Genomic DNA, 17,678 nt, shown 5'->3' on the forward strand with positions numbered 1-17,678 from the left:
TCGCTCACCTCCCGGCTCGCAGAAAAGGTCAGGACGGCGGCACGGAGCCCCCGGTGCCGCTGAGCAAAGCGAGGCCCACCAGGCCGCCGCCCAGCACCAGCAGCGCCGGGTTCACCTTCTTCACGCAATAGACCCCGGCGAAGACGGCGAAGGCGATGATGACGGTGAGCGTGCCGTCGATCGCCGTGCGGGCGATGGAAATCGTGCCCGAGGCCATCAGCCCCACCACCAGCGGCGCCAGCCCCATTTGCAGCGAGCGGCGCCAGGGCGAGCCCTCGAAATGGTCCCACACCCGCGAGGCCGCCCAGGACAGCGCGCCCGCCGGCAGGAAGAAGCCGACAAAGGCCATCAGCGCGCCCATGAAGCCGGTGACGTGGTAGCCGATGACGATGACCATCAGCATGTTGGGCCCCGGCACCACCTGGCCGAGGCCGTAAATGTCGCGGAACTGGTCGTCGCTCAGCCAGTGATAGGTGCCGACGACGAGTTCCTTGGTTTCCGGCAGCACGGCGGCGCCGCCGCCCACCGCGAGAACCGAGAGCAGGGAGAAGACGCCGAGGACGGAGAGATTCTCGTTCATGGCGCCTTCCTCTCGCGCGCATCCGCCTCGTTCGCCCCCTCGGCGCCCTTGCGCGGGCGGAACAGGAACACGGCCACAGGGCCGACGGTGAGCAGCACCCAGATCAGCGAGATGTGCAGCACGCTGACCATGAGCACGGTCGCGGCGATGATGGCGACGTTCAGCATCTGCCCGAGCTGCTTGTGGCCGATCTGCAGCGTCACCGCCGAGAGCATGCCCACCGCCGCCGCCCCGACCCCAATCAGAGTGGCGTTGACATAGGGGTTATGGGCGTTGGCGGCATAGGCGACGCCGAGTGCCAGCACCATGCTGCCGCCGGGCAGCGTCATGCCGGTGAAGGCGACGAGGGCGCCCGGCAGGCCGCGCAGCCGGTCGCCGACGATGATGCTCATATTGGTGGCGTTGAGGCCCGGCAGCGCCTGCGAGATTCCCAGCGCGGAGAGGAAATGGTCCTCGTCCAGCCAGCGTTTCTTGATCACCAGGCTGGCGCGCAGATAGGCGACCACGCCGCCACCGAAGCTGATGGCGCCGATGAACAGGAAGGTGACGAAGATCTCCCACAGCGGCACGTCGCGGGGCACCGCATAGGGGGCTGGCGGCTCGCCTTCGGCGGCGCCCGGCACAGGCGGGGTGGAGGAGGTCATGCGGGGCGGTTCCCGAGAGCGCCGGCGGCGTGGTCAGCCCTCGTGGCTGGCAACGAGCTGCTTGCCGAAATTATACACCAGCGCGGTCTTGGTGGCGCCGAGCTTGACCCATTCCGGCGCTTCGGTCTGGGCCGCGCGGAAGAATGCCTCCGAGCGCGTCAGCGCCTTGGCATGGAGCGCGTCGTAGCGGTCGAACTTCGCCTGGAAGGCGAACTCGCCGATGATCGAGCTCTCCGTCGCGCGGTCGCGCCACACCGCGATGGTGGCCTTGGCCTCCAGCCCATGGCCGAAATCGAACGAGCCGACATTCACCTGCACCTCCTCGACCGGGAGGTTGTTGACCAGCGAGATGGTCGCCGCCTTGTCGGCCGGGCAATGTTCCGCCAGCTCCGGAAACACTGAGGTGATGCGCTCCAGCCCGGCGTCGAGCACAATGCCGGGGCTCAGCAGCACGCAATTGTGCGAATAGAGCGAGCGCATGCCACCGAGGCTGTCCTTCAGCGGCAGCAGCTCTTCCTTGAACTTGATGTCGGCCTTGCCGCTGAGATGCGGCACCACATCCACCGCCGCCGCGGCGGCGAGTTCAGGATGGCGGAACTTCAGCGTCAGCTCGTGCTCCGGCTCGGGCCAGCCATCGGTGTAGAAGGTGCGTTTGCGCAGGATGAAGGCGTTTCGGTAAAGATCGTAATCCGGCGTGTCGTAGAACAGCACCTCGCGCACCTGGCGCTTGAAGCCGTCCTTGTTCGTCGTCACCCCAACCTTGAACTCGGGGGCGATCTGTCCCAGCTTGTGCCAGTAGACCTCGAACTGATGCGGATCGAAAAAGCGCTCAGGGCGCAGCAGGATTTTGTATTCGCGGTAGTGAATATCGTCCATGGAAGGTCCCGCTGGCCCAAGCCTCTCGCAGGGCTGAAAGATTTACGCCTGTCCCGGCGCCGCGACAAGACCGTTCGCAGGGCAATGTCACATGCGCGTCATCGCTTGCGCAGCTTGAAGACAGCGCCCCAAATGTGGTCCAACGAAGCCGATCCGTCGCTCCGTGCCTGCGGACAGGACCACGGGGGTCCTTTCCCGCGAGAAGAGAGATAGCGCCATGCCCTCCAAGCTCGACCAACTGCGTGCCATGACCGTTGTCGTTTCCGACACCGGCGACATCGAGACGGTGCGCCGCCTGAAGCCGCAGGACTGCACCACCAACCCGACCCTGCTGCTGAAGGCGGCGGAAATGTCGGCCTATTCCTCCCTCGTCGACGAGGCGCTCGACTGGGGCACCAAGCAGGGCGGCACCTCGGACGCCGTGGTCTCCGCGACCTGCGACCGGCTGGCGCTGAACTTCGGCGCCGAACTGTCGAAGATCGTCCCCGGCCGCGTCTCTACCGAGGTGGATGCCGACCTCTCCTTCGACACCGAAGCGACGCTGGCCAAGGCCCGCTCGTTCATCAAGGCCTATGAGGCGCGCGGCGTCGGCCGTGAGCGCATCCTCATCAAGATCGCCTCCACCTGGGAAGGCATCCGCGCGGCGGAAGTGCTACAGAAGGAAGGCATCGACTGCAATCTCACACTGCTGTTCTCGCTGGCCCAGGCGGCCGCGGCGGCGGATGCCGGCGCCTTCCTCATCTCGCCCTTCGTCGGCCGCATCCTCGACTGGCACGTGAAGGCGGGCGAAGGCCCGTTCACCTCCGAGACCGACCCCGGTGTCGTCTCGGTGCGCCAGATCTACGCCTATTACAAGAAGCACGGCATTCCGACCGTGGTGATGGGCGCCTCCTTCCGCAACACCGGCGAGATCGAAGCGCTGGCGGGCTGCGACCGGCTGACCATCGGCCCCTCGCTGCTCGACCAGCTCGCCGCCGACGAAGGCACGCTGGAGCGCAAGCTCGACCCCGCCAATACCGAGGGCGCGCCGGAGCGGCTGCATCTCGACGAGCGCGGCTTCCGCTTCAGGCTCAACGAGGACCAGATGGCGACGGAAAAGCTCTCCGAGGGCATCCGCCAGTTCGTGCGCGATCTCAATTCGCTGCGCGCGCTGGTCGCCAAGCGGATCGACGGCGCCAAGGCCGCCTGATCGCGTAATGCCGGGGAGAGGGGCGCGCCCCTCTCCCCTTCTTCCCACGGGAGGAGGCCCCCTCCTCCCGTCCCCGCGCCGGTCTCCCTTCATGTTCGTGCCCGATCTCGGTTTCGCCCTCGCCGCCGGCCTCGCGGCCTTCTTCGTCGGCATGAGCAAGGGCGGGGTGCCGATGATCGGCTCGCTCGCCGTGCCCACCTTGGCGCTGTTCATGTCACCGGTGACCGCCGCCGGCCTGCTGCTGCCGGTCTATGTCATCAGCGACATGTTCGGCGTCTGGGCCTACCGGCGGGAATTCTCCGGCCGCAACCTCGCCATCCTCATTCCCGCCGCCACGCTCGGCATCGGCATTGGCTGGGCCACCGCCTCCCTCGTCACCGATGCCGAGGTGATGCTGATCGTCGGGCTGATCGGCCTCGCCTTCTGCCTCATCCGCTGGCTCGGCGCGGCGGGGGCGGCGGCGCGGCCGGCGGATGTGCCGCGCGGGCTGTTGTGGGGCGCGGTCTCGGGCTTCACCAGCTTCGTCAGCCATGGCGGCGGCCCGCCGTACCAGATGTACGTGGTGCCGCAGCGCCTGCCGAAGATGGTCTATGCCGGCACCACGACGCTGACCTTCGCCGCCATCAATGCGCTCAAGCTCATCCCCTATGCGGCGCTCGGCCAGCTCAACCCGGCCAATCTCACCGTTACCGCGCTCCTGATGCCGGTGGCGGTGGCGGCGACCTTCGCCGGCGTCTGGCTGACACGGCGCCTGCCGGAAAAGCTGTTCTACCGGCTGGTGATGGCCGCGCTGTTCCTGATCTCGCTGAAGCTCGTCTGGGACGGCGCGTCCGGCATGCTCGCGGGCTAGATCATTTCACCGTTTCACGGACACAGTGAAATGATCTAATTCTTTGTTTTATCGCGTTTTCTTCACGCGAACCGGTCTCCACTTCGCTCGAAAACGCTCTACTCCCCCTCGTCCAACGGGCGGGCAAGCGCCGCCGCGCTCCAGAAGCCGAGCGCCAGCAGCACGGCAAGGGCGATCACCCCCATCAGCACCGCGTCATAGGAACCGGTGGCGGTCCACAGCATCGCCATGCCCGCCGGCGCCAGCGCGCGGGAGAAGGTGGCCGGCACGGAGAGCACGCCGTTCACCGCGCCATAGGCACGGCGGGTCAGCAATTCCGGCACCACCAGCCCGCGCACGATGGTGAGGATGCCGTTGACCGAGCCATAGGCGAGGGCGAACAGCGCGACATAGACGAAATCCGGCGGGATCAGTTCCAGCGCCAGAAAGGCGAGCGGGAACACCGCGACGATGACCGAGCCCACCACCCGCACCGGCGCGCGCGGCGCCAGCAGGGTGACGAGAATGCGCCCGCCGACCTGCGCTGGGCCGATGAAGGCGATGGCGCTCACCACGGTGGCGGTATCGAAGCCGCGCTCCACCAGCAGCGGGTACATGTGGAAGGTGAAGCCGGAGAACATGGCGGCATAGGCGGTGAAGGCCACCGCCAGCGCCCAGAACACCTTCTGGCGCAGCACCTCGCCGATCACCGAGCGCGGGGCACCCGCGGGATGCGGACGCGCCGGCGGCCGCTCGCGCCCGGCTCCTGCGGAGAGAAAATTCGCCGTCGCGCACAGGCCGATATTGATCGCCGCCAGCACCAACAGCGTGCCACGCCAGCCAAGGCCATCGAGCAGCAGTTGGACCAGCGGGATGAAGACGGTGGAGGCGAAGCCGCCCCACAGCGTCAGCGCGGTGATGCCCGGGCGCGCCTGCAGCGGTCCCGCCCGCCGTGCCACCACGGCGAAGGCCGGCTCATACAGCGTCGCCGCCTGCATGACGCCGATGCCGGCCACCGCGACATAGAACAGAACGAGGCTTGACACCTGCGACCACAGCGCCAGCAGCAGCCCGGCCGCCAGCGACGCGCCAGCCATCACCGCCCGCCCATGGCCACGGTCGATGGCGGCGCCGGCGGGATAGGCGGCGAGGCCGGAAAAAGCGAGGCCGAGCGTCGCCGCGCCGTAAAGCTCGGCCTTGGACCAGCCGAGATCGGCCCCCATCGCCTGCGCGATCTGCGGGAAACTGTAATAGAGGCTGCCCCAGGAACAGAGCTGGGCCATGCCGAGCCCGATGATGAAGGGCGTGCGGCCATCGGGCGGGGCGGAGGGGGAAGCGGCGGTCACGACAGGCGCACTCTCAACTCACTCACCCACGCTCTCGCCCGCGCGCCCGTCAGGCACCGCCGGCGCGAGCCGCTGCCGCACCAGATGCACCCAGTAGCTGGCGCCTACCGGGAGCAGCGCGTCGTTGAAATCATAGGCGGCGTTGTGCAGGTTCGGGCCGGGACCGCTGGCGAGGCAGAGATAGGCGCCCGGCACCGCTTCCAGCATGTAGGCGAAATCCTCCGCCGCCATGATCGGCTCGAAAGCGGGGTCGACCTGCTCGCCCACCGTCGCCCGCGCCGCCGCCAGCGCGTCACCGAACGGCGCGTCGTGATTCACCAGCGGGGGATAGCGGCGCTCATAGCGGATGTCCGCTCGCGCGCCCTGCGCGGCGCACACGCCTTCCACAATGGCGCGCAGCCGCGCCTCCACGAGATCGCGCACCGCCGGGGCGAAGCTGCGCACCGTGCCGCGCAGCACCACGTCGTCGGGAATGACGTTCCAGGTATCGCCGCCATGGATCTGCGTGACGCTGACGACCGCCGCCTCCTGCGGGTTCACCGCGCGGGCGACGATGGCTTGCAGCTGGGTGACGATATGGGCGGCGGTGAGCACGGGGTCGATGCCGCGCTGAGGCATGGCGGCATGAGCGCCGCGCCCGATCACCCGGACCTCGAAGATGTCGAAGGCCGCGAACATGGCGCCGGGCCGGCCGAGAAACGTGCCGAAGGGCGCGTTCGGCCAGTTGTGCAGGCCGTAAACCGCCTGCATCGGAAAGCGGTCGAACAGCCCTTCGTCGACCATTACCTTTCCGCCGCCCTCATTCTCCTCCGCCGGCTGGAAGATGAAATGCACCGTGCCGGCGAAATCCGGGTTCTGGCTGAGATGCCGCGCGGCGGCGAGCAGCATGGTCATGTGCCCGTCATGGCCGCAGGCGTGCATCTTGCCCGGCGTGTCGGAACGCCAGGGCAGGTTGGTCGCCTCATGAATGTCGAGCGCGTCCATATCCGCGCGCAGGCCGATGGCGGGGCCGTCGCCGAGGCGGCCTTTGAGCGTCGCCACCAGCCCGGTGCCGGCAAGGCCCCGCTGCACCGGCAGGCCGAAGCTTTCCAGCTTATCCGCCACGAAGGCCGACGTGCGGTGTTCCGCGAAGGCGGTTTCCGGCATCGCGTGCAAGGCGCGCCGCCAGTGGCTCAGTTCGTCCGCCTGAGCGGCCAGGTCGGGCAGGATGCCGAAGCCGTCGCCTGTCGCCTGCTGCACCATCACCATCCCCTGCCGACGCGGCGCCGGCCCTCGGCGCGGCGGCCAGTTAGGCCCGCCCGGCCCGCCGCCGCAAGCGCGTGGACGGAAGGGGGCCTCCCCTTCCTGTGCATGGGTGCGGTGCCACCCATGGCCGCCCGCGCTTGCGTGGATGTGAACGGCCCCGCGCCTGATGACAGGCTATGCCGGAAGCGGACGCAAAAATTTCCGCACATGGCGGGATGAAAGCCGGGAGCGGCCCCGTATACGGGACATGAAGCGCGACGAGACCTCCTTCGACGTGCCGGCCCAGCTCGGCGTCATGCGGCGCTATGCGCGTTCGCTGACGCGCGACGATGTCGAGGCCGAGGACCTTGTGCATGACGCACTGGTGCGCGCCTATGAGCGGCGCGGCAGCTTCGATGCCGAGCGCGCCGCCCCCGGCAAGACGGAGCGCGGGCCGGCACCGCGCGGGGCCGCGCTGCGCGGCTGGCTGCTCTCGGTGCTGCACAATGTGTTCATCGACCGCCGCCGCTCGCGTGTCGCCGAGGCGCGCCGCGAGGCCGACAGCCTCGACCTCGCGGAGACCAGCGCCGCGCCGGCACAGGAGCACCGGCTGCGCCTCGCCCAGGTGCGCGACGCCTTCATGGCCCTGCCGGAGGAACAGCGCGCGGCGCTGCACCTCGTCGCCATCGAGGGGCTCGGCTATGCCGAAGCCGCCGCCACGCTCGGCATTCCGCAGGGCACGCTGATGTCCCGCCTGTCGCGTGCCCGCGCGACGCTGCGGGCGATGGAAGAGGGCGGCGCGGGGGAAGGCCCGTCGCGCCTGCGCATCGTAGGAGGTACGGATGAGCCAACCCGTTGATCCCGTCTCCGGCGACGATCTGCAGGCCTATGTCGACGACCAGCTCAGCGTGGCGCGGCGCATCGATGTCGAGGCCTATCTCAGTGCCAATCCCGCCGCCGCCTCGCGGGTGATGGGCGACCTGCGCATCCGCGACGAGCTGCGCCTCGCGCTGGCCGAGACGCCGCGCGCCGCCTCCACCGCGACGGCGCGGCTGGCGACGGCGGAAGCGGCGCGGCGGCTGCAGGGCGCGCTCGCCCGCGCCCGCTGGACCCGGCGGCTGCGCATCGCCGCCACGGTGGCGCTGCTGGTGGGTGCCGGCTGGATGGCGAATGCCCAGTTCGGCCATCTCGGCGTCAGCCGTGTGGTCGCTTCCGGCCTGCCGCCGGCCTATCTCGAAGACGCGCTGCGCGCCCACCGCACCGCGATGGTGCGCGCCGACATGCCCTCGCAGCCGGGCGCCAGCCATTACGACCCGCTGGAAATCCGCGCCGCCACCGCCATCGTCATGCCGGCTTTGCCGGACGGGTGGAAGGTGGCGGATGTGCAGGTGTTTCCCTCCACCTTCGGCCCCAGCGTGGAAATGACCGTGGAGGCGGGAGAGATCGGCACCGCCTCGCTGTTCGCTGTGCGGCCGGGCGGCTTCGACGTGGTGCCGGCGACCACCGTGCCGCGCGACGGCCTGACCGCCGCCTATTGGCAGGTGGGCGAGGTCGCCTATGCGCTGGTCGCGCAGGCGGGCCCCTCCGCCGACACTCGTGATCTCGACCGGGCGGCCGCGCGCCTTGCCCGGACGCTGTACTGAACCCAGATGATCCGCATCAGGAGACTGACATGAACACGCCGAATTCCGGCTTCCAGTGGTCCCGCACCGCGAGCGTCGACCAGGCCGTCTATGACGAGGGCCTGCGCCGCCACATGCTGCGGGTCTACAACTACATGGCGCTCGGCCTCGTGCTCACCGGCGCCGTGGCCTTCATCGTCGGCACCACGCCGGCGCTCTATGTGCCAATCTTCTCCACCCCGCTGAAATGGGTGGTGATGCTGGCCCCGCTCGCCTTCGTGCTGTTCTTCTCGTTCCGCATGCAGTCCATGTCGGGCAGCGCGGCGCAGACCATGTTCTGGGCGTTCTGCGCGGTGATGGGCCTGTCCATGGCCTCGATCTTCCTGGTGTTCACCGGCACCTCGATCGCGCGCACCTTCTTCATCGCCGCGACGATGTTCGGCGCCACCAGCCTCTATGGCTACACCACCAAGCGCGATCTCTCGCAGTTCGGCTCGTTCCTGATCATGGGCCTGATCGGCGTGGTGATCGCGAGCCTCGTCAACATCTTCCTCGGCTCGACGATGCTGCAGTTCATCGTCTCCGTGGTCGGCATCCTCGTCTTCGTCGGCCTGACCGCCTGGGACACCCAGTCGATCAAGGAACAATACGCCGACCATTTCGACGCCGAGTCGCAGCAGAAGCTCGCCGTGTTCGGCGCCTTCTCGCTCTACCTCAACTTCGTCAACATCTTCCAGCTTCTGCTGAATTTCACCGGCGAGCGGGAGTGAGGCGGCATTTCGCCAAGGGAACGCACCCATGAACGACCAGGATCGCCAGGCCATTGACGGCCTCTTCGCCAAGCTGGCCGAGGCCGAGCGCCAGTCCGGCCCGCGCGACCCGCAGGCCGAGGGCTTCATCGCCCAGCGCATCGCCCAGCAGCCGGCCGCGCCCTATCTGATGGCGCAGACCATCGTGATGCAGGACTACGCCCTGCAGCAGGCGCAGGCGCGGATCGAGGAATTGGAGCGGCAGGCGCAGGAGACGGCGGCACAGCCCGCCAGCGGCGGCGGCCTCTTCGGCGGGCTGTTCGGCTCCAGCCAGCCCCCGGCGCGGCGCAGCGGCGTGCCCTCCATGCCGCGCAGCGCGGCCGGCTATGAGGGCGGCAGCGGCATTCCGGCCAGCGCTTCCCCGGCCTGGCAGTCCGGCGCGGCGGCGGGCCAGCCCATGGGCGCGCCTGGCGCCCCCGGCGGCCCGGGCGCGCAGCCGGGCGGTTTCGGCCGGCCGGGCTTCGGCGGCGGTGGCGGCGGCTTCCTTGCCGGCGCGGCGCAGACGGCGATGGGCGTCGCCGGCGGCGTGCTGCTCGGCAGCGCCATAGCCGGCATGTTCGGCGGCAGCGAGGCCAAGGCGGCCGAGGCACCGGCGGAAGCGCCAGCCGAGGAGCCGGCGGCGGCCGACGAGCCGGTGGACACCGGCGCCGAGGATGCCGGGGCCGTGGATGATGGCGGCTTCTTCGGCGGCGGCGACTGGTTCGGCGGCGGCGGCGACGAATTCTGAGCGCGCCGGGCGGCGTGCTTAACCCGCCGCCCGCCTTCGCCTCTGACAGCTTCCCCCGCCTTCGGGCGGGGTTCCAGCGGCCTCCTGCCCTCCGGGGCAGGGGACACTTCCCAACTCCCTGCAGGCCGGCCCCTCACCGGCCTGTTCTTTTTTGTCGGCTAAACGCCCAGCCCGTTCTCGCCGGCATAGTCCTTCAGCGAACGCTCCGGCCGGGCGCCGATATGGCTGATGATTTCGGCCGCGCAGAGCGCGCCGAGCGCGAGGCACTCGCCCGCCGCCATGCCCTTGGCGAAGCCGTGCAGATAGCCGGCGGCGAACAGGTCGCCCGCGCCTGTGGTGTCCACCACCTTCGCCACCGGAAACGCCGGCACCGACACCATCTCCCCGCCGATGAGCGCCAGCGCGCCCTTTTCGCTGCGGGTGACGACGGCGTGGCGCGCCTCCTGCCGCAGCTGGGCGAGGGCAGCGTCGAAATCGGTCTCGTAGAGCGACATCAGCTCCGCCTCATTGGCGAAGACGAGATCGACCGTGCCGGCGCGCAGGAGATTCAGGAATTCCGCCCGGTAGCGCCCGACACAGAAGGCGTCGGACAAGGTGAGCGACACGGTGCGCCCGGCCTCATGCGCGATGGCGGCGGCCTTGAGGAAGGCCTCCTTCGCCGGCGGCGGGTCCCAGAGATAGCCTTCGAGATAGGTCACCTTCGCCCCCGCCACCATGGCCGCATCGACATCGGCGGGGGAAAGGTCCTGCGCCGCGCCGAGATAGGTGTTCATGGTGCGCTCGCCATCGGGCGTCACCAGAATGAGGCAGCGGGCCGTGGTGGGACCGGTGGTCGCGGCGGGCGTGGCATAGGCGACGCCGGCGGCGCGGATGTCATGGGCGAAGATGCCGCCCAATTCATCGTCGCGCACCTTGCCGATGAAGCCGGCCTTGCCGCCGAGCGCGGCGATGCCGACCATGGAATTGGCGGCCGAGCCGCCTGATATCTCCACCCCTGGCCCCATGGCGCCATAGACCGCTTCGGCGCGCTCTTGGTCGATCAGCGTCATGCCGCCCTTGCGCATGCCGTGACGGTCGAGGAAGCCGTCCTCGGTGCGGGAAATCACGTCGACGATGGCGTTGCCGAAGCCGATCACATCGAGCTGGGGGACGGTCATGGACGGCGTTTCTCCGCAAGGGTCTGCCGGGGATGAAGGTGGGTCACGCGGTAGCAGACGGGCGGCCGTCCCGCAACGCTTGCCGCCGGGCGAGGGCGCGCGACAGCCCGGCCCGCTTCCCCTCCGGGCGCGGGCCGACTATGGCTAGCCCATGGCCCTGCTCCGCCACGCCTCCACCGTCGCTTTGCTCACCCTGACCTCGCGCGTGCTCGGCTTCGCCCGCGACGCCGGGGTAGCGGCGCTGTTCGGCACCGGGCTGGTGGCGGAAGCCTCTGTCGCCGGCCTCGCCGTGCCGCAGATCGCCCGCCGGCTGCTCGGCGAGGGGGCGCTGAACGCCGCGCTGCTGCCGGCCCTGGCGCGGACGGAGGACGCACCGGCGCGCCGGGCGCTGGCCGGGGCGGTGGTGGTTGTGTTCGCCCTCGCCGGACTGCTGGTCGCGGGGCTTCTGTTCCTGTTCATGCCGGCTGTGGTGAGCGTGCTGGCGCCGGGCTTTGCCGCCGACGGGCCGCGCGCGGCGGGCGCGGTGCTGGCCGGGCGGCTCACCGTGATCTGCCTGCCGCTCGCCTTGCTCGCCGGGGTGTTCGCCGCCTTCGCCAACGCAGCCGGCCGCTTCGCCAGGCCGGCCATGGCGCCGGCTGCGGCCAATGTCGCGGTGATCGCCTTGCTCGTGCTGCTGTGGCTCTCCGGCGCGCACACGATCAGCGCGTCCGCCGCGCTCATCTGGCTGGCGGCCGGCGTGGTGGCGGGGGCGCTGACGCAGGTCGTGCTGAACGCCGCCGCCCTGCCGCCCGGCTTTGTCCGCCTCACCCTAGCGCCGGCAAACCTCAAGGCGGCGCTGCCGCTGCTCGCCGGTTCGGCGACACCGCTGCTGGCCGCCGCCCTGCCGCAGCTGCGCTTTCTCATCGCCTCGGCGGCGGCCTCCGGCCTTAGCGGCGGCGTCGCCGCGCTGTTCTACGCCACACGGCTGGTCGAATTGCCGCTCGGGCTGGTCGGCGCCAGCGCCGGGGCGGTGCTGCTGCCGGCGCTGGCGCATGGGCGCGGCCCGGCGGAGGAACCCGGCTTCGGCCCGACCGCGCTCGGGGCCGGCGGCCTCATCGCCGCGCTGGCGCTCTCGCTGCCGGCCGCGCTCGGGCTTGCCGTGCTGGCCCACCCCATCGTGGTGGTGCTGTTCCAGCGCGGCGCCTTCGATCCGCAGGCGAGCGAACTCACCGCCACGGCCCTCACCTTGCTGGCGCTGACCCTGCCGGCGCAGGCGCTGGAGAAGGTGCTGATCGCCATTGCCTTCGCGTGCGGCCTGCCACGGCTCGTCACCCTCGCCAGCCTGGCCGCACTCCCGCTGGGTGCGCTGGCGGGCTTTCTCAGCGTGGGGGCGCTCGGCATGGCGGGGCCGGCGCTGGGGGTGCTGGTCTCCAGCCTCGTCGCCCTCGCCGGGCTTGGTATCGGCCTCGGCCGCCGGCGGCTGGTGGTGCTGGGGAAACCCGTCCGCCGGCAGCTGCTGCGGCTCAGCCTGGCCGCGCTCGGCATGGCGGGGGCGGTGCTGCTGGCGCGCATCGCCTGCGAGGGCCTGCTGGCCCAGGGCGGGCTCGCCGCCGCCGGGGCGCTGACCGGGCTGGTGGCGCTCGGCGGCGCGGTCTATGCCTCGCTGGCGCTGGCGCTCGGCGGTATCGAACTGACCGCGCTGCGGGCGGGCCTGCGCCGCTGATCGCGCAAGAGGCGCGCGGGCGTTGAAGATGCTTGCCCCTGCGGGTCATGCGTGCCATAGCGCCCCCGCGCCGGGGGCATTCCCGCGGCACGGCAGGGCGCAGACCACAGGACGCTCCGACATGGAATTCAAGCCGCTCGTGTTTTCCGGCGTCCAGCCGACCGGAAACCTGCATCTCGGCAATTATCTCGGCGCCATCCAGCGCTTCGTCGCGCTGCAGGACAGCCATGATTGCCTTTATTGCGTGGTCGACATGCACGCGATCACGGTGTGGCAGGATCCGGCCGACCTGAAGCGGCAGATCCGCGAGGTCACCGCCGCTTTCATCGCCGCCGGCATCGACCCGACCAAGCACATCGTGTTCAACCAGAGCCAGGTCTCCGGCCATGCCGAGCTGGCCTGGGTGTTCAACTGCGTGGCGCGCCTCGGCTGGCTCAACCGCATGACCCAGTTCAAGGAAAAGGCCGGCAAGGACCGCGAGAACGCCTCGGTGGGCCTTTACGCCTATCCGAACCTGATGGCCGCCGACATTCTGCTCTACCGCGCCACCCATGTGCCTGTTGGCGAGGACCAGAAGCAGCATCTGGAGCTGACCCGCGACATCGCGCAGAAGTTCAATAATGATTTCGGCCCCTCCATCGCCGCCAACGGGCTGGGCGAGGCGTTCTTCCCGCTACCCGAGCCCCTCATCGGCGGGCCGGCGGCGCGGGTGATGAGCCTGCGCGACGGCGCCAAGAAGATGTCGAAATCGGACCCGTCCGACCTCTCGCGCATCAACCTCACCGACGATGCCGACCTCATCGCCTCGAAGATCCGCAAGGCCAAGACCGATCCTGAGCCGCTGCCCTCCGAGGCGGAAGGGCTGAAGGGCCGGCCGGAGGCGGAGAATCTGGTCGGCATCTATGCCGCCCTCGCCAATGTCGCGAAGGAAGAGGTGCTCGCCCAGTTCGGCGGCGGGCAGTTCTCCACCTTCAAGGCGGCGCTGGTCGACCTCGCCGTGGCCAAGCTCGGGCCGATCGGGGCGGAGATGCAGCGTTTGGTGGCCGAGCCGGACCATATCGACGCCATCCTGCGCGACGGCGCCGCCCGCGCCCGCGCGCTGGCGGATGCCACCATGGCGAGCGTGCGCGACATCGTCGGCTTCGTGCGCTAGCCTTCGCCGGTTGCATTCGCCCGGAGGGAGCCCATGCCGCGCCGGCGCCAAAGCCATGAGCCCGGCCACCGCCGGAAGTTCCTCGTGCTGGCGGACGACACGCCGGAATGCGACCGCGCGCTCTATTACGCGGCGCGGCGCGCGGCGCGCACCGGCGGCGCCGTGGTGCTGCTCGCCGTGCTGCAGCTGGAAGAGGCGCCGAGCCAGTGGCTCGGCGTCGCCGACCTGATGCGGGCGGAAGCGACCGACAAGGCCGAGGCGCGGCTCGATCTGCTCTCCGCCCGGGCCCACGGCATTGCCGGCGTCGACAGCGAGCGGGTGGTGCGCGAAGGTGTGGTGGCCGAGCAGATCCTCGCCGTCATCGAGGAGGATGAGGACATCGCCATCCTCGTGCTCGCTGCCGGCACCGGCAAGGAAGGGCCGGGACCGCTCATCGCCTCGCTGGCCAAGGGCCTGTGGGCGAGCCTGCCGGTGCCCGTTACCCTGGTGCCGGGCGCGCTCTCCGACAGCGAGATCGACGCGCTGGCCTAGGCGAGCGGCGTAAGCACGCGCGGCGCTGCGACGCCCTTCCCCTCGCGCCGGTGAGAGCTTATCTAAAGTGCACATTCCCCCGTCGCCGCGGCCTTGAACCCCGGTTGGCAAGGAGACCGACATGTTCATCCAGACCGAAGCCACCCCCAATCCCGCCACGCTGAAGTTCCTGCCCGGCCGTTCCGTGCTCGGCGACGGCACGTTCGAGGCGCGCGACGCCGAGGAGGCCGCCCGCTCGCCGCTGGCGGTGCGCCTGTTCGAGGTGCCCGGCGTCACCGGCGTATTCTTCGGCTCGGATTTCGTCACCGTCACCAAGGCGCAGGGCGAGTGGGCGCATCTCAAGCCGGCCATTCTCGGCGCCATCATGGAGCATTTCGTCTCCGGCCAGCCGATCCTGCCCGAGGACCATGCGCACACCGCCGACGACGCCTTCTTCGAGGCCAAGGATGCCGGGCTGGTCGACACCATCCGCGAGCTGATCGACACCCGCGTGCGCCCGGCGGTGGCCAATGATGGCGGCGACATCACCTTCCGCGGCTACAAGGACGGCGTGGTGTTCCTCGCCATGAAGGGCTCCTGCGCCGGCTGCCCCTCCTCCACCGCGACGCTGAAGAACGGCATCGAGAACCTGCTCCGCCACTTCGTTCCCGACGTGGTGGAAGTGCGCCCGGTCTGACACCGGCGCGGGCGCGCCCTTTCCATAGGGGCGCGCGCAGGTGCATGGTGGGACGATGACCGCGTTCCACCCTGCTGATTCTGGCCCATGCTGATCCTCGCCATCGACACCGCGCTCGACGCCTGTTCGGCGGCCCTGCACGACATGGACACCGACGCGACGCGGGCGATGGAACATGTCGTCATGGCGCGCGGCCATGCCGAATCGCTGATCCCGATGGTGGAGCGGGTGATGAGCGCCTCCGGGGCGGCCTTCACCGATATCGATCTTTTCGCCGTCACCGTCGGACCGGGGAGCTTCACCGGCCTGCGGGTGGGCCTATCGGCGGCGCGCGGCTTCGGCCTCGCCACCGGCAAGCCGGTGCTCGGCCTGCCGACGCTGACCGTGCTCGCCGCTCCGCTACTGGCGCGCGACGATGCGGTTCCGGTGGCCGCCGCCATCGATGCCCGCCACGGCAATGTCTATCTGCAGATGATCGGCCCCGCCGGCCGGGTGCTGGTGAGCCCGCGCGCCATGGCGGCGAAGGATGCGGCGCGCTCGGTGGCCAACGGGCCGGTGCGGCTGGTCGGTTCCGGCGCCGGCCTGTTGGTCGATGCCTGGCCGATGGGCGCGCAGCCGCCGCTGGAGGTGCGCGCCACCGCGACGCCGGACCCGGTGTGGCTGGCGCGGATCGCCAGCGTCGCCGATCCCGCCCGTTCCGAGCCCAAGCCGCTTTATCTGCGCGACGCCGACGCCAAGCCGCAGACCGGCGGGCGGATCGCCCGGCGATGAGCCGGCTGCCGACTTGGCTCGACTGGATGACCCGCGCCCGCCCCGGCGAGGCGACGCTGCGCGCCATGCGGGCCGGCGATGCCGAGGCGCTGGCCCGGCTGCACGCCCAATCCTTCCGCATCGGCTGGGACGCGGCCGAGTTCGAGCGACTGATCGCCAACCGGCTGACGCGCGGATTGGTGGCCACCGATGGCCCCGGCGGCACGCCGGTCGGGTTCATCCTGCTGAGCGGGGTGGCGCCGGAGATGGAGATTCTCTCCGTGGCGGTGGACAGCCGCCGGCGCGGCGCCGGGCTCGGCCGCCGGCTGGTGGAAGCCGCCTTCGGCACGCTGGCGGCGGAGGGCTACCGCACCGTGTTTCTCGAAGTCGAGGACGGTAACGCGGCCGCGTTGAAGCTCTATGCCCGCACTGGCTTTCGCGAGATCGGCCGCCGCCCGGGCTATTATCGCAATGGTGCCGGCGCGCCGGTGGCCGCGCTCACCATGCGGCGGGACATCGCCTGAGGAAACCATTGCCCTCGCCCGCATCGCTGCGCCATAAGGCGGAGCGGGCGGGAATGCACCGATGGTTGCGGGCTGAAGGAAACAGGCCGAGGAATGAACGACAAGCCGACCGCGATCGAGGAAGCCTGCGTCACGCTGGGGTTGCGGATGACCGACCAGCGCCGGGTGATCGCTCGCATCATCGCGGAAGCGCAGGACCATCCCGATGTCGAGGAACTGCACCGCCGCGCCGTCGCCGTGGACGACCGCATCTCCATCTCCACCGTCTACCGCACGGTGAAGCTGTTCGAGGATGCCGGCATCATCGCCCGTCATGATTTCCGCGACGGCCGCTCGCGCTATGAGCCGGTGCCGGACGAGCATCACGACCATCTCATCGATCTGCGCAACGGCACGGTGGTGGAGTTCCGCTCCGAGGAGATCGAGCAGCTGCAGGAAGAGATCGCCCGCAAGCTTGGCTACCGCCTCGTCGGCCACCGCCTGGAGCTTTACGGCGTGCCGCTCGACCCCAAGAAGGACTGAAGCCGTGCGGGCGTGGCTGGTGATCGTGCCGGTCGTGCTCGTCACGCTGCTCGGCATTCCCCTGCAATGGCTCTCGGTGGCGCTGCGGCTGCCGACGCGGCGAACGATTCCCGTGCTCTATCACCGCCTCGTGCTGGCCCTCATCGGCGTGCGGGTGCGGGTGGTCGGCGCGCCGGCGCCCGCGCGGCCGCTGCTCATCGTTGCCAACCATGTGTCCTGGCTCGACATTCTGGTGCTGGGCTCGCGCCTGCCGCTGTGCTTCGTCGCCAAGAGCGAGGTGGCGCGCTGGCCGGGCATCGGCCTGCTGGCGAAGCTCCAGCGGACCATCTTCGTCGACCGCACCTCCCGCACGGCGACGGGGCGGGTGGCGGGCGAGATGGCGGCGCGGATGAATGACGGCGACCCGGTGGTGCTGTTCGCCGAGGGCACGTCGAGCGACGGCAACCGGGTGCTGCCCTTCCGCTCGGCGCTGATCGGTGCCGCCCGCCAGGGAATGGGCGAGGTGGAAGGCGCGATGGCCGCCATCCAGCCCCTCGCCATCGCCTATGTCGGCCTCTCCGGCCTGCCGGTCGGCCGCGCCGGTCGCCCGCACCTCGCCTGGTATGGCGACATGGACCTCGCGCCGCATCTGATGGAGGTGCTGCGGCGCGGCGGCGTCGAGGTGGAGCTGCGCTTCGGCGCGCCGCTGGCCGCGAGCGGCCGCAAGGCGGCGGCGCAGGAGGCCGAGCGCGCGGTGCGCCAGCTGCTGGCGCAGGCGCTGAACGGGCGCCAGACTTGAGGAAAACGGCGGAAATTCACGCCGCCTGCCCCTACGGCC

Annotated in this window: 20 protein-coding genes; 14 read left to right on the forward strand and 6 right to left on the reverse strand. The window is 70.2% G+C overall.

Going from position 1 to position 17,678, the window contains the following annotated elements:
- Window positions 1–28: 28 nt before the first annotated feature.
- The 3 genes from ACO07Z_RS11455 to ACO07Z_RS11465 are packed head-to-tail and all read right to left on the reverse strand — an operon-like array spanning window position 29 to window position 2,100.
- Window positions 29–580: a chromate transporter gene (locus tag ACO07Z_RS11455; RefSeq protein WP_421698841.1), complete on the reverse strand. Its 552-nt coding sequence runs from the start codon at window positions 578–580 to the stop codon at window positions 29–31.
- On the reverse strand, window positions 577–1,224 hold the full coding sequence (locus ACO07Z_RS11460; protein WP_421698842.1) for a chromate transporter: 648 nt from the start codon (window positions 1,222–1,224) through the stop codon (window positions 577–579). The genes ACO07Z_RS11455 and ACO07Z_RS11460 overlap by 4 nt, the downstream gene beginning before the upstream one ends.
- A 33-nt stretch (window positions 1,225–1,257) precedes the next feature.
- Complete coding sequence (locus tag ACO07Z_RS11465) at window positions 1,258–2,100, reverse strand: hypothetical protein (RefSeq protein WP_421698843.1); 843 nt, start codon at window positions 2,098–2,100, stop codon at window positions 1,258–1,260.
- A 217-nt stretch (window positions 2,101–2,317) separates the two neighbouring features.
- Between ACO07Z_RS11465 and tal the strand changes: the two genes are divergently transcribed.
- Window positions 2,318–3,289, forward strand: a complete 972-nt coding sequence (gene tal / locus ACO07Z_RS11470) for a transaldolase (RefSeq protein WP_421698844.1) — start codon at window positions 2,318–2,320, stop codon at window positions 3,287–3,289.
- Window positions 3,290–3,380: 91 nt separating this feature from the next.
- Window positions 3,381–4,139 carry a sulfite exporter TauE/SafE family protein gene (locus ACO07Z_RS11475; RefSeq protein ID WP_421698845.1) on the forward strand — a complete coding sequence of 253 codons (759 nt, stop codon included), beginning with the start codon at window positions 3,381–3,383 and terminating at the stop codon, window positions 4,137–4,139.
- 98 nt (window positions 4,140–4,237) lie between these two features.
- On the opposite strand, the gene ACO07Z_RS11480 is transcribed toward ACO07Z_RS11475, so the two are convergent.
- Together ACO07Z_RS11480 and ACO07Z_RS11485 are read right to left on the reverse strand one after the other, a co-directional pair.
- Complete coding sequence (locus ACO07Z_RS11480) at window positions 4,238–5,464, reverse strand: MFS transporter (RefSeq protein ID WP_421698846.1); 1,227 nt, start codon at window positions 5,462–5,464, stop codon at window positions 4,238–4,240.
- Between the two features lie 18 nt (window positions 5,465–5,482).
- Window positions 5,483–6,706 (reverse strand): M20 aminoacylase family protein, encoded by a 1,224-nt coding sequence (locus ACO07Z_RS11485; protein ID WP_421698847.1) that lies wholly within the window; start codon window positions 6,704–6,706, stop codon window positions 5,483–5,485.
- Window positions 6,707–6,956: 250 nt separating this feature from the next.
- On the opposite strand from ACO07Z_RS11485, the gene ACO07Z_RS11490 reads away from it, so the two are divergent.
- From ACO07Z_RS11490 to ACO07Z_RS11505, 4 genes are read left to right on the forward strand one after another with little or no spacing between them, the layout of a single operon-like run.
- Window positions 6,957–7,547, forward strand: a complete 591-nt coding sequence (locus ACO07Z_RS11490; RefSeq protein WP_421698848.1) for a sigma-70 family RNA polymerase sigma factor — start codon at window positions 6,957–6,959, stop codon at window positions 7,545–7,547.
- Window positions 7,531–8,331 (forward strand): anti-sigma factor family protein, encoded by an 801-nt coding sequence (locus tag ACO07Z_RS11495; protein ID WP_421698849.1) that lies wholly within the window; start codon window positions 7,531–7,533, stop codon window positions 8,329–8,331. The genes ACO07Z_RS11490 and ACO07Z_RS11495 overlap by 17 nt, the downstream gene beginning before the upstream one ends.
- A gap of 29 nt (window positions 8,332–8,360) precedes the next feature.
- Complete coding sequence (locus tag ACO07Z_RS11500) at window positions 8,361–9,080, forward strand: Bax inhibitor-1/YccA family protein (protein ID WP_421698850.1); 720 nt, start codon at window positions 8,361–8,363, stop codon at window positions 9,078–9,080.
- A 28-nt stretch (window positions 9,081–9,108) separates the two neighbouring features.
- Window positions 9,109–9,846, forward strand: a complete 738-nt coding sequence (locus ACO07Z_RS11505) for a DUF2076 domain-containing protein (protein WP_421698851.1) — start codon at window positions 9,109–9,111, stop codon at window positions 9,844–9,846.
- A gap of 158 nt (window positions 9,847–10,004) precedes the next feature.
- Here the strand turns inward: ACO07Z_RS11505 and ACO07Z_RS11510 are convergent, their stop codons facing one another.
- Window positions 10,005–11,003 (reverse strand): adenosine kinase, encoded by a 999-nt coding sequence (locus tag ACO07Z_RS11510; RefSeq protein ID WP_421698852.1) that lies wholly within the window; start codon window positions 11,001–11,003, stop codon window positions 10,005–10,007.
- A 151-nt stretch (window positions 11,004–11,154) separates the two neighbouring features.
- Between ACO07Z_RS11510 and murJ the strand changes: the two genes are divergently transcribed.
- The 8 genes from murJ (at window position 11,155) to ACO07Z_RS11550 (ending at window position 17,639) form a co-directional block, all read left to right on the forward strand.
- Window positions 11,155–12,705 (forward strand): murein biosynthesis integral membrane protein MurJ, encoded by a 1,551-nt coding sequence (gene murJ, locus ACO07Z_RS11515; RefSeq protein WP_421698853.1) that lies wholly within the window; start codon window positions 11,155–11,157, stop codon window positions 12,703–12,705.
- 121 nt (window positions 12,706–12,826) lie between these two features.
- Window positions 12,827–13,858, forward strand: a complete 1,032-nt coding sequence (gene trpS / locus ACO07Z_RS11520; RefSeq protein ID WP_307018778.1) for a tryptophan--tRNA ligase — start codon at window positions 12,827–12,829, stop codon at window positions 13,856–13,858.
- A gap of 33 nt (window positions 13,859–13,891) precedes the next feature.
- Complete coding sequence (locus tag ACO07Z_RS11525; protein ID WP_421698854.1) at window positions 13,892–14,389, forward strand: universal stress protein; 498 nt, start codon at window positions 13,892–13,894, stop codon at window positions 14,387–14,389.
- A 121-nt stretch (window positions 14,390–14,510) separates the two neighbouring features.
- The gene (locus tag ACO07Z_RS11530) at window positions 14,511–15,065 is read left to right on the forward strand and encodes a NifU family protein (RefSeq protein ID WP_244379869.1); all 555 of its coding nucleotides are present in this window, start codon (window positions 14,511–14,513) and stop codon (window positions 15,063–15,065) included.
- Window positions 15,066–15,152: 87 nt separating this feature from the next.
- Window positions 15,153–15,836, forward strand: a complete 684-nt coding sequence (gene tsaB / locus ACO07Z_RS11535; RefSeq protein WP_421698855.1) for a tRNA (adenosine(37)-N6)-threonylcarbamoyltransferase complex dimerization subunit type 1 TsaB — start codon at window positions 15,153–15,155, stop codon at window positions 15,834–15,836.
- Window positions 15,833–16,339, forward strand: coding sequence for a GNAT family N-acetyltransferase (locus ACO07Z_RS11540; protein ID WP_421698856.1), 507 nt, complete (start codon window positions 15,833–15,835; stop codon window positions 16,337–16,339). Before tsaB ends, ACO07Z_RS11540 begins: the two co-directional genes overlap by 4 nt.
- Window positions 16,340–16,432: 93 nt before the next feature.
- A complete protein-coding gene (locus ACO07Z_RS11545) occupies window positions 16,433–16,861 on the forward strand; it encodes a Fur family transcriptional regulator (RefSeq protein ID WP_244379872.1) in 429 nt (142 codons plus the stop codon).
- A gap of 4 nt (window positions 16,862–16,865) precedes the next feature.
- Window positions 16,866–17,639 carry a lysophospholipid acyltransferase family protein gene (locus ACO07Z_RS11550; protein ID WP_421698857.1) on the forward strand — a complete coding sequence of 258 codons (774 nt, stop codon included), beginning with the start codon at window positions 16,866–16,868 and terminating at the stop codon, window positions 17,637–17,639.
- Window positions 17,640–17,678: the final 39 nt, after the last annotated feature.

Source organism: Ancylobacter sp. (genome assembly GCF_965229075.1).
Classification (GTDB): Bacteria; Pseudomonadota; Alphaproteobacteria; order Rhizobiales; family Xanthobacteraceae; genus Ancylobacter.

Bases quoted from the DNA above. Each gene is read 5' to 3' on its own strand.
- ACO07Z_RS11510 (WP_421698852.1), bottom strand. From the start codon at position 11,003: ATGACCGTCCCCCAGCTCGATGTGATCGGCTTCGGCAACGCCATCGTC.
- tal (WP_421698844.1), top strand. From the start codon at position 2,318: ATGCCCTCCAAGCTCGACCAACTGCGTGCCATGACCGTTGTCGTTTCC.
- ACO07Z_RS11505 (WP_421698851.1), top strand. From the start codon at position 9,109: ATGAACGACCAGGATCGCCAGGCCATTGACGGCCTCTTCGCCAAGCTG.
- trpS (WP_307018778.1), top strand. From the start codon at position 12,827: ATGGAATTCAAGCCGCTCGTGTTTTCCGGCGTCCAGCCGACCGGAAAC.
- ACO07Z_RS11545 (WP_244379872.1), top strand. From the start codon at position 16,433: ATGAACGACAAGCCGACCGCGATCGAGGAAGCCTGCGTCACGCTGGGG.
- ACO07Z_RS11485 (WP_421698847.1), bottom strand. From the start codon at position 6,706: ATGGTGCAGCAGGCGACAGGCGACGGCTTCGGCATCCTGCCCGACCTG.
- ACO07Z_RS11460 (WP_421698842.1), bottom strand. From the start codon at position 1,224: ATGACCTCCTCCACCCCGCCTGTGCCGGGCGCCGCCGAAGGCGAGCCG.
- ACO07Z_RS11540 (WP_421698856.1), top strand. From the start codon at position 15,833: ATGAGCCGGCTGCCGACTTGGCTCGACTGGATGACCCGCGCCCGCCCC.
- ACO07Z_RS11525 (WP_421698854.1), top strand. From the start codon at position 13,892: ATGCCGCGCCGGCGCCAAAGCCATGAGCCCGGCCACCGCCGGAAGTTC.
- ACO07Z_RS11495 (WP_421698849.1), top strand. From the start codon at position 7,531: ATGAGCCAACCCGTTGATCCCGTCTCCGGCGACGATCTGCAGGCCTAT.
- ACO07Z_RS11490 (WP_421698848.1), top strand. From the start codon at position 6,957: ATGAAGCGCGACGAGACCTCCTTCGACGTGCCGGCCCAGCTCGGCGTC.
- ACO07Z_RS11500 (WP_421698850.1), top strand. From the start codon at position 8,361: ATGAACACGCCGAATTCCGGCTTCCAGTGGTCCCGCACCGCGAGCGTC.
- murJ (WP_421698853.1), top strand. From the start codon at position 11,155: ATGGCCCTGCTCCGCCACGCCTCCACCGTCGCTTTGCTCACCCTGACC.
- ACO07Z_RS11465 (WP_421698843.1), bottom strand. From the start codon at position 2,100: ATGGACGATATTCACTACCGCGAATACAAAATCCTGCTGCGCCCTGAG.
- ACO07Z_RS11530 (WP_244379869.1), top strand. From the start codon at position 14,511: ATGTTCATCCAGACCGAAGCCACCCCCAATCCCGCCACGCTGAAGTTC.
- ACO07Z_RS11475 (WP_421698845.1), top strand. From the start codon at position 3,381: ATGTTCGTGCCCGATCTCGGTTTCGCCCTCGCCGCCGGCCTCGCGGCC.
- tsaB (WP_421698855.1), top strand. From the start codon at position 15,153: ATGCTGATCCTCGCCATCGACACCGCGCTCGACGCCTGTTCGGCGGCC.
- ACO07Z_RS11455 (WP_421698841.1), bottom strand. From the start codon at position 580: ATGAACGAGAATCTCTCCGTCCTCGGCGTCTTCTCCCTGCTCTCGGTT.